At 59.3% G+C, this 15,059-nt stretch carries 13 protein-coding genes; 7 read left to right on the forward strand and 6 right to left on the reverse strand.

Annotated features, from left to right (window positions below):
- Positions 1–54 precede the first annotated feature (54 nt).
- The 3 genes from HV796_RS08445 to hpxZ all read right to left on the reverse strand — a co-directional run bounded on the left by HV796_RS08445 (position 55) and on the right by hpxZ (position 2,626).
- Entirely contained in the window at positions 55–981 is a 927-nt protein-coding gene (locus HV796_RS08445; protein ID WP_246355758.1) for a pirin family protein, read from the reverse strand.
- 516 nt (positions 982–1,497) lie between these two features.
- Entirely contained in the window at positions 1,498–1,917 is a 420-nt protein-coding gene (locus HV796_RS08450; protein ID WP_246355759.1) for a DUF4148 domain-containing protein, read from the reverse strand.
- Between the two features lie 298 nt (positions 1,918–2,215).
- Entirely contained in the window at positions 2,216–2,626 is a 411-nt protein-coding gene (gene hpxZ, locus HV796_RS08455) for an oxalurate catabolism protein HpxZ (protein WP_175226005.1), read from the reverse strand.
- Positions 2,627–2,974: 348 nt separating this feature from the next.
- Here hpxZ and HV796_RS08460 point away from each other — a divergent pair, with 348 nt between their 5' ends.
- From HV796_RS08460 to HV796_RS08470, 3 genes are all read left to right on the forward strand, one after another.
- Positions 2,975–3,730 carry an aldolase gene (locus HV796_RS08460; RefSeq protein WP_175226006.1) on the forward strand — a complete coding sequence of 252 codons (756 nt, stop codon included), beginning with the start codon at positions 2,975–2,977 and terminating at the stop codon, positions 3,728–3,730.
- A 232-nt stretch (positions 3,731–3,962) separates the two neighbouring features.
- On the forward strand, positions 3,963–5,795 hold the full coding sequence (locus HV796_RS08465; protein WP_175226007.1) for an SLC13 family permease: 1,833 nt from the start codon (positions 3,963–3,965) through the stop codon (positions 5,793–5,795).
- A gap of 44 nt (positions 5,796–5,839) precedes the next feature.
- Positions 5,840–7,312, forward strand: coding sequence for an alpha/beta hydrolase (locus HV796_RS08470; RefSeq protein WP_246355760.1), 1,473 nt, complete (start codon positions 5,840–5,842; stop codon positions 7,310–7,312).
- Between the two features lie 12 nt (positions 7,313–7,324).
- On the opposite strand, the gene HV796_RS08475 is transcribed toward HV796_RS08470, so the two are convergent.
- A complete protein-coding gene (locus HV796_RS08475) occupies positions 7,325–7,798 on the reverse strand; it encodes a hypothetical protein (RefSeq protein ID WP_175226008.1) in 474 nt (157 codons plus the stop codon).
- A 410-nt stretch (positions 7,799–8,208) separates the two neighbouring features.
- Here HV796_RS08475 and HV796_RS08480 point away from each other — a divergent pair, with 410 nt between their 5' ends.
- Positions 8,209–9,030: a class I SAM-dependent methyltransferase gene (locus HV796_RS08480; protein ID WP_175226009.1), complete on the forward strand. Its 822-nt coding sequence runs from the start codon at positions 8,209–8,211 to the stop codon at positions 9,028–9,030.
- Positions 9,031–9,186: 156 nt separating this feature from the next.
- Here HV796_RS08480 and HV796_RS08485 read toward each other — a convergent pair whose 3' ends face one another.
- On the reverse strand, positions 9,187–10,635 hold the full coding sequence (locus tag HV796_RS08485; RefSeq protein WP_175226010.1) for a flagellin N-terminal helical domain-containing protein: 1,449 nt from the start codon (positions 10,633–10,635) through the stop codon (positions 9,187–9,189).
- Positions 10,636–10,859: 224 nt separating this feature from the next.
- Here HV796_RS08485 and HV796_RS08490 point away from each other — a divergent pair, with 224 nt between their 5' ends.
- Positions 10,860–12,131 carry a hypothetical protein gene (locus tag HV796_RS08490; protein WP_175226011.1) on the forward strand — a complete coding sequence of 424 codons (1,272 nt, stop codon included), beginning with the start codon at positions 10,860–10,862 and terminating at the stop codon, positions 12,129–12,131.
- Here the strand turns inward: HV796_RS08490 and HV796_RS43360 are convergent.
- Positions 12,092–12,349 (reverse strand): hypothetical protein, encoded by a 258-nt coding sequence (locus HV796_RS43360; RefSeq protein ID WP_217477862.1) that lies wholly within the window; start codon positions 12,347–12,349, stop codon positions 12,092–12,094. The two genes, HV796_RS08490 and HV796_RS43360, sit on opposite strands and share 40 nt — an antisense overlap.
- 187 nt (positions 12,350–12,536) lie before the next feature.
- Here HV796_RS43360 and HV796_RS08495 point away from each other — a divergent pair, with 187 nt between their 5' ends.
- Together HV796_RS08495 and HV796_RS08500 are read left to right on the forward strand one after the other, a co-directional pair.
- Entirely contained in the window at positions 12,537–13,511 is a 975-nt protein-coding gene (locus HV796_RS08495; protein ID WP_175226012.1) for a helix-turn-helix domain-containing protein, read from the forward strand.
- A 340-nt stretch (positions 13,512–13,851) separates the two neighbouring features.
- Positions 13,852–14,928, forward strand: a complete 1,077-nt coding sequence (locus HV796_RS08500; RefSeq protein ID WP_175226013.1) for an acyltransferase family protein — start codon at positions 13,852–13,854, stop codon at positions 14,926–14,928.
- Positions 14,929–15,059: the final 131 nt, after the last annotated feature.

The following is a 15,059-nucleotide window of genomic DNA, read 5'->3' on the forward strand; positions in this document are numbered from 1 at the left end:
CGCGTGAACCGGAGGAAGCCGGCGACCGCTGCTGGCGCGGTGCCGGCGCATCGTTCAGACGCCCGAGCGCATCTTTCGCGCGATGCAGGACGCCTGTTCCGCATCGAGCCGGCCCTCGATGCGCATTTGCGCCCCAACGCGCGCGATCTCGAGTTCGCCGAACTGAAGCGCGGCGGCGTTCGTGTGCACGGAGTAGTAGCCCTCGACGACGTCGAACGGGCTGCGTTGCGCCGATCCGAGCATAAACCCGCAGTTGTCGTCGGCGACAAAGTCGACGCCGTGTTCCGATGCGCTAAAGACGATCATTTCGCCCGCTTCAACGCGTTCGCCGGCGTGGAGCGCGCCCGAATAGACCGCGATCCACAGCACGTCATGCCCTTGCGGCGGATCGTAACGCCAGTGTTCGCCGGCGTTCAACTCGACGTGCAGATAGGTCATCGGCATCGAGATGGGTAGCGGGCTTTCGACGCCGTTGTATTGCCCGAGCAGCACGCGCGCGGGACCTTCGAGCGGTATCTGGTCAGCGGGCAAAAACGTCTCATACGGTTCAGACAGCTCCAGCTCCGGCGGCAGCGCGATCCACAGCTGGTAGCCGCGCACAACGCCCGTCGGCGTGACCGGCCCGCCGTGCCAGGTGCCGCGGCCCGCCTGCATCCATTCGATCGCGCCGGGCGTCAACATCTGCGGTTTGCCTTTGCTGTTTACGATTTGCAGACCGCCGTCGAGCAGCGCGGTCAACGTAGCGATGCCCGAATGCGGATGCGGCTGGAAATTGAGCGGCGTCAGCGAGTTCAGCTCGATGCGATCGACCAGCACGAATGGCTTGATTGACTGGCCGATGTCGGATGGACTCGCGAGCCGCGTCGACGGGCCGTCGGTCCGACCTTTCGTCCGCAGAAAGATCGTGCGGGCCGCTTGTCGGCCGGTTGTTGTTGTTGTTGTCTGCGCATCCATCATGGCCCTTTTGGGTGTTGCCCCCATAAGCCCTCCAGTTCGAAACGTTTAACGAATGGTTCCGCGGCGAGGTCCTTGGAGAATCGCGCGGCACGACGGACCCATGTGAGAGTCAGTTGAGAATCAAAACACTTGATCGGAGCGTTCTATTCTGTGAAAAACACGATGAATCTCGTCGGATTGGCTTGAATCGCATTCGATAAGCGTAGCGCGGGATCATTCACAGATCGTGCTGAATGCCCGGCCGCAAGCGGCCAAGGCTTCGCGCCTTGCGTACGAAGGCGTTGGCGGTCACGCAAAGCAGGAAATGGGGCGCGGCGCCCAATCGGCGCGAGCCGCGCCGGGCTTCACCATGCGTCAAGCCGATGCTTCCTGACGACCGTGTCAGGCAATAAAACGTCGCTTACAGGCAAATAAACGCGGGCGGGCGGAGGGTTTCGATCTGCGCAATGATGCCATGTGCGCTGTTTCGGTATGCAGAAGGTAGAACGGGGAGGACGCGAAACCGGCGTCTGCACGCCGGTTTCTTGTCAAGCGTGGCAATCAATGATGCTGATAGATGCCGTTGTTCTGCACTGAGATCGGCATTGCGCGGTTGCCGCTTGCCGCGGTGCCGCCCACGCCCGGGCCGTAGTCGCTGCTGATGTTCGCGTCTTGAGGATGCAGCCTGTTTTCCGCAGCCTCTATGTCCGCCGGATAGTTCGGGCCGACTTTGTGCGGATCGTAGCCGGCCTGTTCCACGCGGACGAGGTCGGCTTGCACTTCTGCACGCGTCACCGGTGCATTGGACGATTGCGCTTGCGCCGCAAGCGGCGCACAAACGGCGAAAAGGGCGGCAACAAGGGCAGTTGAGCGAGCGAACTTCATGGTGGTGTTCTCCTGATTGGGATGCGTCGAATCAAAATGATGCAGCGTCACCTTGTGAATCAGACTACTCGCCACAGACACGTTGATCGATGACATCGATGTCATTGCATTGTTGACGCGCGGGCATCGATGACCGTGCGGATCGCAATGTATTCGATTACTAGAACACCTGATAATTTCTACCTATTCCTGTGAATCTCTATTATTGAAACTGCAATAGTCCGTTGCGGACGCGCAATCGGTTCGAGTCGGGCCACTTGCATCAAAGGCAGTTGCGCGCTTGCCGTCATCCATCAAATCGTTGCATGCGCAACAGGTGGCGGGGCCGTAACGGTTTCTTGTGCGCCCGCCGGTTCCGCTGAGGGCGGCGCGGCCGGCGCGGCGCAACGGGCGTTTACGGCTTGTCGATCTGGCTCACGTGCGCGGCGACGATGCGCCATCCGCCGTGCAGGCCGGCTTCCGGCTGCGAATCGGGGCCGACCTTCGCCCAGGTTTGCATCTGGCGGCCGATCTGATCGGTCTCCATGCTGATGAATTCAGTGCTGACAGTCGCGAAATCCGTGCCGAACGTCGTGATCACCGTGCGTTGCAGCCGGCGCGATTGCGGCACCGGCGGACAGGTTTTGCGAAAAGCGCGGATCTGGTCGCAACCGTGCTGGATGTCGCCAACGCCATAACGCACGGTCTCGGGACGCTGCCAGAACAGCGCGTTGATCATGAAGTTGTCGTGATCGGCAAGCGCGCGTTCATACGCGCTAAAAGCAGCGGAAACCTCTGCTACGACATGGGGGAGATTGAGTTGCATCGCGAAGGGTCCTCACGGATTGAAGGGCATACCGGCGTACCGCGCAGCGCGCTGGCGGTTGATCGTGATGACAGTTGGTGAAGGTTGTTTATTCCGGATCCGGGTGTCCCGTCGCCCTGCAATCGGCGCAAACGGCCATTTGACCGATGCGAAGCGAGTTCGCGTTTTGCGAAGACGGCGCGCCGGTCGATCCCGATAGCGCATAACAGCTATGAACCACGCTTGATGGCTTGAGCACACCAGGTTGCCAATACTTCCAGTAACCCCACGCGATGCGCGACCCGTTGTATGTCGAGTCAGTGCAGCGCTTACGCCAGCGTGGGTTGTTCATTGGAAATGGAGGCTAAGATGAAGTTGCGAGCCAGGCAATATTTCGACGATCGCGCCACGCGGGAAATGCAGGAAAATCTGAAGCCGAAGGAGCGGACGCTACGCGAAACGCTTGCGTATGCATGCCGGATTCTCGCGATGACCGGCCAGGAGGCAGGGCTTGCGGGGCAGATCAGCGCACGTTCGGACAAGCCGGGGTGCTACTGGACGTTGCGATTTGGATTGGGCTTCGACGAAGCGACACCGGACGACCTTATCGAGGTCGACGCAGACCTGAATACGATCAGCGGGCAGGGGATGGCGAATCCCGCCACGCGTTTCCACCTTTGGGTGTATAACGCGCGCCCACAGAGCCACGCGATTATCCACACTCATTCGCCGTACGTATCGGCGCTGGTCGCGGCCCGTCAGCCGCTGATCATTTCACAGATGGACATGACGCCGCTTCACGACGACTGTGCCTTTCTCGCGGATTGGCCCGGGGTACCGATTGCGGACCAGGAAGGCGAGATCATCGCCCAAGCGCTGGGCGACAGGCGAGCGATTCTGCTCGCGCATCACGGTCAGTTGACCACGGGCGAATATGTCGAGGAGGCGGCTTATCTGGCGGTGTACCTCGAACGTGCAGCCCGGATGCAAGTGCGGGCAAGAGCGTTTGGGCCGATGATTCCCGTGTCGGACGCGCTCGCGGCGCAGGCGCATGATTATCTGCTCAAGCCATCTATTGTAAGGGCTACGTTCGATTATTGGTGTCGTCAGGCTGATCGGCTTTGAGCGCCGGAGGCTACTGTCCATGTCATTTCACGACCCGATCACGGCCCGATTGCAGCCCAATCGGCGTCGATCTCGACGTGACCGATGAAATATTCCGAACTTCCGCACGCATGTCCTGGTAGACTCTTCAAAAACATTGACTTACAAATAGACGAATTATTCGGTCTTCGAAGTCCGGCAGCATCCGCGGTACGTGTGGCACCTATGGCCAATCGAATGGCGAAGCGAAATCATGTCTTTCGACCTTCTGATTACCGTTGCCTGCCTGGCCTGCGCGGTGGCGATGTTTCTGATCGGGCGACCTCGCGCGGACGCGGTCGCGCTCATCATGATCGTTGCGCTGCCGTTGTCGGGTGTCATCACCGTCAAGGAAGCGTTGGCCGGCTTCTCGGACGCAAATATCATTCTCATCGCGGCGTTGTTCGTACTCGGCGATGGGCTCGCGCGCACGGGGGTCGCGCAGCGCGTCGGCGACTATCTGATTGCGCGCGGCGGCTCGAGCGAGCGCCGCCTTCTCACGTTGGTCATGTCCGTTGTCGGCATGATGGGGGCGTGGATGAGTTCGACCGCCGTGGTCGCGATCTTCATTCCGATCGTGATCCGCATCGCGCGCCAATCCGACATCCCTCGTGCGCGCCTGCTTATGCCGATGAGCATGGCGGCACTGACGAGCGGCATGCTGACGCTGGTCGCCACATCATCGAATCTCGTGATCAACAGCGCGCTGATCTACCGCGGTTTCCGAGGCCTGCCATTTTTTTCGTTTACGCCGATTGGCGTGCCGATCCTCGCAATGGTCATTGTCTACATGACTTTCGCGAGCCGCTTCCTGAAGGGCTCGGGGCGCAGCGAGGCATCGAACCGGCCTTCAGTGAACGATTGGGTCGCGCGATATTCGCTGCAGGGCCGCGCGTTCCGCCTGCGGGTCGCGGGCCATTCTCCGCTCGTGGGAAAGACGCTCGGACGCGGCGGACTCGGTGACCACCCCGACGCACACGTGGTCGCGATCGAACGGCGCGCGGGTATGGGGACGACGCTGCTGCTGGCGACATCGGAAAGCAACATTGCGCCCGACGATGTGTTGCTGCTCGACGCGGACGTCACCGCCTTCAATGTGCAATCGTTTTGCGAGCGCTTCTCGCTCATTGTGCTCAGAATGTCGGGGGCTTACTTCACCGATCAGCGACACGATGTGGGCATGGCTGAGGTGATCGTGCCGCCGGACTCGAGTCTGATCGGCAACGTCGCGCGCAGCTCGGTGACGTTGAGACGCCACGGCGTCACGGTAGTGGGCTTGCGTCGTGCGGACGCCGCTGTCGAGCACGATTTGCAGAACACGCGCCTCAAAGTGGGCGATACGCTGCTCGTAGTCGGTCCATGGATCAATATCTTCACGATGCAGTCGGTGGAGCACGACATCGTTTGCCTCGCGATGCCGATCGAAAGTGAAGCTTACGTGCCTGTTCCGCATAAGGCTGTATACGCGATCGGCTGCATGGCGCTTGTCATTATTCTGATGCTTATCCCGCAAGTGCCGAACGTGCTCGCGGGCCTGATTGGCTGTCTCTTGATGGGCCTGCTTGGTTGTGTGAGCCTCGATAGCGGATACCGGGCCATTCATTGGCGCAGTCTCGTGCTGATCGTCGGGATGCTGCCTTTCTCGATCGCGCTGCGGCGTACGGGTGGCATCGACATCGTTGCCGATGCGGTGCTTCGCCTCGCAGGCGATTGGGGACCGCACGGCTTGCTAGCCGCCGTGTTCGCGATGACACTGGTCGTCGGGCTCGTTATTTCCAGCACGGCGACGGCGGTACTGATGGCGCCGGTGGTGATCGCGATTGCCGAACATCTGCACGCGTCGCCTTATCCGTTTGCGATGACGACCGCAATCGCGGCATCCGCGGCTTATATGTCGCCGATCTCGACGGCCGTGAATGCGCTGGTCAACACCGCGGGCGGCTATCGATTCCAGGAGTTCTTCAAGATCGGCTTGCCGGCAGCGATGGCGGCGCTTGTGATCACCATCGTGCTCGTGCCGTGGTTTTGGCCGGCCTATCTCCACTAGCTTCCCGCCTGGCGGGTGAACCGTTCGCGAGGCAACGACCGGACATGACAAACATCACGATGAAAGCATGGGTTGTACGCTGGATCAAGCGGCTGTCGATTGTCATGCTGCTGATCGTTGCGAGCGTGGTCGGCGTGCGGATGGTGGACACGCAGCGCAAGCCGCCTTTGTCCTTGTGGCACACCTACGTGCCGGAGGAAATGCACGCGCACGAGCTGGATCGCGCGAGCTGGGATGATTACATCGCTCACGAGAACCGGCTGTTCGATGCGGTCAGAAAAAACGTTACCGACCAGTTGCCGCCTAACGAGCAAGTCCCCGCGAATCGCTATTTTGCCGGGAGTCCGGTCTTTCCGGAGCGCTTCAGGACGGACTGGAACCGGTCGTACACGCTCACGCCAGAAGGGCCGCCGCGTGGCGTGGCCGTGATGCTCCATGGTTTGACCGATTCCCCGTTCAGCTTGCGCCACCTCGCACTGCGCTATCAGCGCGCCGGCTTTGTCGTGCTGGCGATCCGTCTGCCGGGACATGGCACCGTCCCGTCAAGCCTGACCGATGTCACCGCGGACGACTGGGAGGCCGCCACGCGGCTCGCCGTGCGCGAAGCGCGCCGCCGCGTGCCGGCGCCTGCGCCGCTGCATCTCGTGGGCTTTTCCAACGGTGGCGCGCTCGCGCTCGAATACTCGCTCGAAGCGCTGCAGGACCCGCGCCTGCCGCAGGCGAACCGTCTTATCCTGCTCTCACCGATGATCGGTATTACGCAGTTCGCGCGTTTTGCGGGCGTGGCCGCATGGCCCGCGGTGCTGCCGTCGTTCGCGAAAGCCGCGTGGCTCGATATCGTGCCTGAATTCAATCCGTTCAAGTACAACTCGTTCCCGGTGAATGGCGCGCGGCAGTCGTGGCGCTTGACTCAAACGATCCGCCAGGAAGTGGCACAAGCGAGCGCCCGCGGACAACTCGCATCGTTGCCGCCGATATTGACGTTTCAGTCCGTGATCGATTTCACCGTCAGCACCAGCGCGATCATCAGTTCGCTGTATGCGCAACTGCCGCCCAACGGCAGCGAGCTCGTTCTGTTCGACATCAACCGGACCGCGCAATGGAGCCCGCTGCTGCGCGCGGCGATGCGCGATGCGTTGCGCCGTCTCACGCCGTCGCCGCCGCTGCGCTATCGGTTTACGGTGCTCACCAATGCATCGACCACGTCACCGCAGGTCGTCGAGCGGTCGATCGAAGCGAACGCGACGACAGCCACCGTGGCACCGACGGGTCTTGATTATCCGACCGACGTTTACTCGCTGTCGCATGTGGCGCTGCCGTTTCCTGAGACCGATTCGTTGTACGGCCGCACGCCGGACCCCAGTGATGACCTCGGCGTGCACCTCGGCGCGCAATCGATACGGGGCGAAACGGGTGCGCTTATCGTGGGGGCAGGCGTCTTGACGCGACTGTCGTGGAACCCGTTCTATCCGTATATCGCTGCGCGCATCGACCAGTTGACGGGTGCACCGCAGTAATCGACACACGGGTCACTTGGCGGCGCCGACCAGCGCGAACGCATCCCACTTCGGATCGGCCGGCGTGTGCGGGTTGTGCGTCAGCGCTTCTTCGACCAGCGGCTCACACGCGCCATAGTCGGAACCGACGCTGTCGCTATGCGCTTGCGGGAAGTTCACGGCCAGCACCTTGCCGCCCCAGCGTTCGACCGTCGCCGTCATGCTGCATTTGCCCGCGCCGCCTATTTTCACGTCGAGCACCAGTGCGTTCATATCCAGCGCGGCATCGGAATTGGAAAAATTCCATTGCGCTTCCATGCGGTCATTCGGACCGCCGGTGTCGACAAGCTTCATGGTTTTGTCGGGAATGCCAACGGACTGCACCAGATCGAGAATGTTCGAGCCGATCAACGCGCCTTGCGGATCACGCGCTTCGTGAGTTCTGAACTCGCCACAGGCTGTTAACGTTGTTAAAAGAAGGACAAAGGGAAACGTCAGGCGTCGCATGCATGCTCCCGCGGGCGATGAGCGCATTTTCATTGCAGGTGGATAAACGGGCCGGTGTCTCGTGAATGCGTCATGCGCGAAACGCGAAACGACCTGCGCAGGCGTTTAGTGCGACACGTGCGCGCGGATCGGGTTCCGTCCATCAGCGCTTTCGGCGGCCCGCACGGTCACGCGCTAGAAAGGAATTCCGATCCTCGTTAACACGGCTGGAAAGATTTGCCGACATCAACCATCGAAATTCGCGTATCGCGTAAAGGTATTCGTTCTTCACGCAAATCGGCCTGCAAAAACGACAAGCACGAAAAAGTAGAATAACGCAGTGCGGCCTGTGTTCTCCATCGATGACATTTGGCGCGCCGCGGGACGCCTTCGGGTGTTCCACCTAACCATGAAACAAATGACCCAAGGGTATGACCTCAGTTCAACAAGATGGCTTCACAGCCTTCGAGCATGAAGCATGGGAGAGAATCGTCTCCTCCTACAAAGCGAAGTTCGGTGAACTAACGCAGCAGTCCAATGACGCGTTGCTCGATGTGCTCGGAGTTGGTGCAGGCACACGATTTCTCGATGTGGCGACCGGCCCCGGCTATGTCGCGGCCGTTGCCGCGCGTCGCGGCGCACACTCAGCAGGGATTGATTTTGCGCAAGGTATGGTCGACGAGGCCAGGCGCACCTATTCCGACATCGAGTTCCACCACGGCAGCGCGGAAGCGTTGCCATTTCCGGATGGGAGCTTCGACGCGGTAGGCATCAGCTTTGGAATCCTGCATTTCGCGCAGCCGGAAAAGGCATTGGCCGAAGTATTTCGCGTGCTGCGAAGCGGCGGAAAGGTCGCTTTCACTGTGTGGGCGACGCCTGAGCGAGCGGTGGGTTTCGGCATCGTTCTGAAGGCTGTCGAGACCTATGGACGCATGGACGTACCGCTGCCGCCCGGCCCACCGTTTACGCGCTTTAGCGACTGGAGCGAGTGCGAACGTACGTTGCGCGCGGCCGGATTCATTGAACCTCAAGTCGTCGAGGTCGGGCAGACGCTTCATACACGCGCGCCAGAAACGTCCTTCCACGTGATGTTGCACGGCGCGGTGCGAATTAGCGCATTGTTGCGGGCACAGACGCCGCAGGCTCGGGACTCGATCGAGAAGTCGGTGCTCGCGGATTGTGCGCCGTATCGGGATGGGGATGAGATTCGGGTGCCAATGCCTTGTGTGCTGGCGTCTGCTATAAAGCCGTGAGGTATCGATCTTTGTTAGCAGCGTAGTGCGGGCACTGGGTCGGGTAGTGACGCGGTCCTGGTACTAGCCTGTTTGCGCGGATCCGCCTGGATGGGCTTCTGAAGAGACTAAAAAACCGGTAGCGGAATTTGACCCGCTACCGGTTGACTTCCGAACTTACTGCAGAAGCTTCAGCACTTGCTGGGGTTGCGAGTTCGCTTGTGCGATCACCGAGATACCCGCTTGTTGCAGCACTTGCGCGTTGCTCAGGTTCGCCGTTTCCGCGGCAAAATCAGCGTCCGTGATTTGCGATTGCGCGGCCGTCAGGTTGGTCGACTCGTTCTGCTGCGACTGCACGATTCCCGTGAAGCGGTTTTGCGCGGCGCCGAGCGTAGCCTGGATGCTGGAGATCTTGCTTAGCGCGATGTCGATCGATTCCATCGCGTTGTTCGCGCCTTGCGTCGTGCTGATATCGATCTGTGCAACCGAGGTCGGCTGGTTCAGCGTGTTGATGCTTGCCAGCGCGCTGCCTGCCGGCTGCGTGCCTGCGGCGCTCGAACCAATCGTGCTGGCCGGTGCGGCGCCGGCGAACGTGGCCGGTACCGTGGTGTTGCTCGCCGCGCCGAACAACGCCGTTTGCGCAGTTGCGCTGAGCGCGACGTTGTTCTGGTCGACGTACTGCACACCGCCCTTGCCGTCCGCTTCGATCCTGATCGACGTAACTGTGTTCGGGGTGCCCGCGGTAGCGTCCACGCCCGTCGCGCTATCAACGTTGATGCCCGAGATCACGCCGAACACCGTACCGGCGGCCGCGCCAGTGCTAAATGCGCCCGCAATCGCAGCCAGTTGGTTCGCCGGGTCCAGCGCGCTGTTTCCGCTGCTGCTCAGCGACAGCGACGAGACACCATTGGTCGTCGTGATCGAGAAGAGGGCAGACGATGCGGCCGTTGAGATCGCGATGCCGTTCTGGTCGGTGAACGTGAAGCCACCGGTGCCGTTCGAGACGACGTTGATCTGCTTGATCGCGCCGTTTGCCGTGGTCGCTTCGGTGCCGTCCGCATTCAGGTTCAGGCCCGTGATCGTGCCAAGCGTATTACCTGCCTGAACGAAGCCGCTGCCAAGCGAAGCCGCCGAAACGCCCTGGCTCAGATCGAGTGAAACGGTCTGACCGACGTTTGCGCCAACCTGAACGTTGATCATCCCAGCCGAACCATCCAGCAGGTTGAGGCCGTTGAACTGTGTCTGCGAAGCAATACGGTTCACTTCCTGAATTCGCTGCGCCACTTCCTGTTGCAGTGCCGCCTGGTTTTCCGGCGTCAGCGTGCCGCCGGCCGCCTGGCCAGCCAACTGGCGAATACGCTGCAGGTTGTTCGTGATCTGCGACAGGGCCGAGCCGGCCGTTTGCACCAGCGACACGCCGTCGTTGGCGTTCGCAACACCTTGAGTCAGGCCGGTGATCTGCGTTTGCAGGGTGGTCGAGACGGCGAGACCGGCTGCGTCGTCGGCCGCGCTGTTGATGCGCTTACCCGACGACAGACGGGTGATTGCCTGCGACAGCGCATTGCTGGATTGAAGCAGGTTGTCTTGAGCGATCTGTGACGCAAGATTGGTGTTAATGCTGAGCATGAGGTTCTCCGTAGACGCGTTAAGCTCGGAACATCGAAGTGTAGAGATCGGCGTGACACTCGTTCATTGCTGGCCGCCTCAGCCACGTTGACGGCAGTGACGGGAATTGATTAAGGCACGAATGACCTGTTGGCCCGCCAGGACAAGAGAATGTGGAGTGGCAGTCAAGCGGCGTCCAATACGTTGGCACAAGATACCGTCGCCACACCTTGCAGAGGTATTGGATGAATGACGGCGCCCAAACTCTTCTTCAAATGTCGTCCCCGGAATATCGCAACGCACCTACTGGTATAGCCCGAGAATCGCTAACGCATCGCGGGTCGGGTGTGTTTCGCCGCGATTTGGAAGTGTTCCTAACGGCATTTACTCGCCTTAGCGCCGAAAACGGCCTCCCGCACGACGCCCAGGTCTTTGTTAAGGAACTCGCGCTCGATAAGACGCTATGCGATGCACTGAAACGCCAGCAGGTAACGGACTGTCTGAACGTACTGGCGAAATACGACAAGGACGAAGCTTGTCGGAATGCCGCACTTGCTCTGGCCGCGCGACTTGCGAACGACGAACAGTTGGTCGAGTCGCTCGATGCCCAACACATCGGTATCTGTTTAACTGCGCTGTCGAAGTGGGATAGAGAACCCTTGTGCCGGGCCGCAGGCATACGCCTTGCGAACAGAATCGCGAGTGACCCGGTACTGACGGATGAACTGAATAGCGAAGTCATTCCGGGCTGTCTGAACGCGCTAGGCAGATGGCATGAAGAGAGTGAATGCGCAAAAGCGGGCATGCAATTGGCGCGACGGCTCGTTGCCGATCAGAATTTGCTTTACGGCCTCAACGGGCACGCGGTTGCACATTGTCTGAGTGCACTCGGAAAATGGAGTCATGCACCCATATGTTCAGATGCGGGAAGGCGCCTGTCGAGTCGCATCGCAACAGATGACATGCTCGTGAAGCAGCTGAATGGCGTGCGTGTCGCGAACTGTCTTGGTGCATTAGGACAATGGAGCGCTGACGAGTCATGTCGCGCCGCAGCCTTAAGGCTCGCGAAGCGAATTTCGGACGACGGCCCGTTACGACATCATCTCAATGGACGGCACGTGGCTGTCTGCCTCGATGCTTTAGCCAATTGGCATACGAATGAAATGTGCAGAAAAGCGGCCGCTCATTTGGCCAGGCGACTCGCGTCAGATTCGTCGATTTGCGATCGACTTACCGCAAAGCACGTTGCAAACTGCCTTGAAGCGTTGAGCAAGCTAACCGGTGAAAGTGCCTGTCGGCCCGCGGTGATACGGATTTCACAGCGAATTCTCACGGACAAGGCACTATGCGACAGTCTCGATGATCAGCAGGTCATTAAATGTTCAACGGCTCTCTCTGCGTGGGGTTCGCAGCATGTCTGCGACCGTGCGAGGGCGAGTCTTGACCAGCTATTGCAAGACCGTCGGAGCGTCCTTGGTCACGTCAATGTGAAGACACCCGTTTCATTGACGGCTTGAGCGCACGTCAAAGAAGCCCAATGAAATTCAGGTCCGTTGTCACGCGTTTGATGCAATCTCGCCAACGCAATCTCAAGCTTGTCATTCGTCTGTTGTTTTCCATTGTGCAAAAAGTGCGCGTGAACATCGGGCGCCAGCACGACGGACGAACGCGCGTTGGAGAAAGCGAAGGGTTGCAGACGCGTCCGTTTATAAACGGCCATCAGCGGGTGCATCATCTAGGATTGCATAGCACTTCCACGGGGATGTCCTTGCAAACAACCTTTAGCCTGATATCTGTTCCGTGTTATGTGAGGGATACGCCAGCCGTTATCAAAACTTATGCATTTCGCCACGTACGCTCTCAGACTTAAGAACGCCAGAACCGAGGAGGAATGGCGCGAACTGGTAAGAAGTAACTGGAGTATGGAATGCGAATTCGCCGGCGGCGATGGGCGCGAGCTTCTCACGACTTCGTGGTTCATGGGCGATCTGAGGTTTGAAACCACGGATCTTTCTCGACAGCGATGGACCTGGCGTCCCGGCCCAGGACTCGACAATTGGCGGAAGAACACACTCGTCATTTTTATGATCGAGAGCGGCGCCATTGAGATAGAGCAGGAGGGCGCGAGCGTGCGGCTTAACGAAGCTTCAATGCTTCTTTTCGACGCTAGCATTCCCTATACGCAGACGTCGGCTGAACATGCCCGAGGGATGATCTTACGTGTGCCGAAGTCTTCCCTTGAGGGGAGAGCGAAGGCGTTGTCGGGTCGCGAGATGTTCGTTCTGGATTCGACTTCGCCTGACGTCGCGTTGCTGAGATCGCTGCTGGCTGCTGCGGCAGCCAATGGCGAGCGGTGCAGTTCATACGGCGCCACGCTCGTGGCCGAGCATCTGACTGACCTGATGGAGATCATCACCGACGATCTGACGGCACCGAAACGCGTGCTGAGTTCCGATGTGACGCTGAGAAAAGTCAAACGCTTCATCGAGCGTAACGTTGGGAATGAGGATCTCGGCCCCGACATGATCGCTAGCGCGATGGGGATTTCAAGGCGCTATCTGACGAGGTTGTTTGAACGTGATGGGTCGTCAGTGATGCGCTATCTGTTGCAAAAGCGGCTCGAAAGGGCGAAGAAGATGTTGACGGGCGGCGGCGATCGCATTCGGGTAAGCGATGTCGCGTGGCAATGCGGGTTTGTCAGCGCGGCGCACTTCAGTCGGGCCTTCAAGAAGCAATACGGCAGAAGCCCGACGATTTTTCAGAATGGCGGCACGGGCGATACTGACGAGGGAATGGATCGTCAAACATCCCCCGCGGAGGAACGTGAGACCTGTCTCTATCCGGCGACGGGGGGAGCAGGGCACGTTGAGCCGGTCGACGGCAGGCAGAATCGATGAGTGCGCCGGCGCAAATGAAGCCCAGCTTCGTTACCGGTTGGGTATGAGCGGGCTCTACCTGCGCTCGCGCCACTCCCACAACAGTTCGCCGGTAGTAATCCCGAGCCGCATGATCCCCCCGGACACCAATGACACTCAAGTGCGTGACCGGGGGAGCCGGACTTCACGATAAGTTGCCTTAAAAATCATTTAGTCCCTTGCGCCCACACCACCTGCTTCACACGTGCCTGCCACGCTGAAGACAGGCCTTAGCGGCGAGCGGCTTAAACGGGCGTCACGGATCACGCCTCTTGCAGAATGGCTGCCGGCAAGAAGCCGTTACGGACATAAACGATTCCACATGAGCAAACGCAAGTACGCCAACCTGGATGCAATTCGGGGCATAGCAGCGATTTTGATTTTTTTTCGTCACGCTCCGGTTCTGTTTATTTCGCCGCAATTCGCGCAGAGTTATCTTGCCGTTGACCTTTTTTTTACGATGAGCGGCTTCGTGGTGGCGAATGCTTATGAAGAGAGGCTGTTATCCGGGGCGCTTTCCTTCTGGTCTTTCCTGAAACTCAGGCTAATTCGGCTGTTCCCTCTGTACCTGTTGGGGGCTCTCGTTGGCATCTTTGAACATTTCGTGTTAGAAGCCGCCTCCGACCACGAGAACCTGCGATCAGCCATCGGCACGGCATCATTTGCGCTGCTGCCACTGCTGATGTTGCCGTCGAGAGCCAAACCTTTGTATCCGGTCAACAACCCCGCATGGTCTCTGTTCTACGAGATCATTGCCAATTCCGTGTACGCGAAAGCCGTTAAAAACAGGTCTATCGGCTGTTGGGTCGCAGCTATTTCCATCTCGGCCGTTGTCATTACCCTATACTCAGTGACTCACAACGGTATAGACGCCGGCTGGAACCTTTCCGTCTGGTATGTTGCACTTGGACGCGTGACGTTTTCTTTTTCCATCGGTATCCTTCTTTATCGTGCAAGGGTGTCGGCCCGACGTGAAAGTGCCGCGCGGTCCGTCTTGACGTTGACTGCCGTCATCCTCCTGCTTTGCGTTCAGGTCCCCGTCGGCTGGGCGGGCATCGTCACTGCCGTAGAGGTTATCCTGGTCGTTCCGTCAGTCGTCTACTTGGCGACTTCATTTGAACCTCCGTCCTTCATCGCACCCGCATTCGAGCAGCTCGGGCGGATTTCCTACGGGCTTTACATCATCCATGTGCCGGTTTTGTTGACGATCGCCAAATTGCCCATCAATGCAGGACATGTACATGGAGCTGTCGCTCTCTTGATCTTTCTCGCTGCGATGCTGGTCTTTGTGTCAATTCTTGACAGGTACTACGACGAACCAGCTAGACGGGTTCTTTCAAACCTGCTTGCAGGATTGAAGAACAGAACGACGAGAACAGGACTCTCGTCCGGTACATAATTTGCGTGCGTGACGTCGCATTATTGACCTTTCCATAAATCATGACGTCACCACAAGGTTGCCTGAATCCAGCACGCGGCGATGATCGAAGGTCGGTGCTGAGCGCTTTTGAGCTTGTTGCGAGCGACGGT

It is taken from the genome of Paraburkholderia humisilvae, assembly GCF_902859855.1.
In the GTDB taxonomy this organism is placed as follows: domain Bacteria; phylum Pseudomonadota; class Gammaproteobacteria; order Burkholderiales; family Burkholderiaceae; genus Paraburkholderia; species Paraburkholderia humisilvae.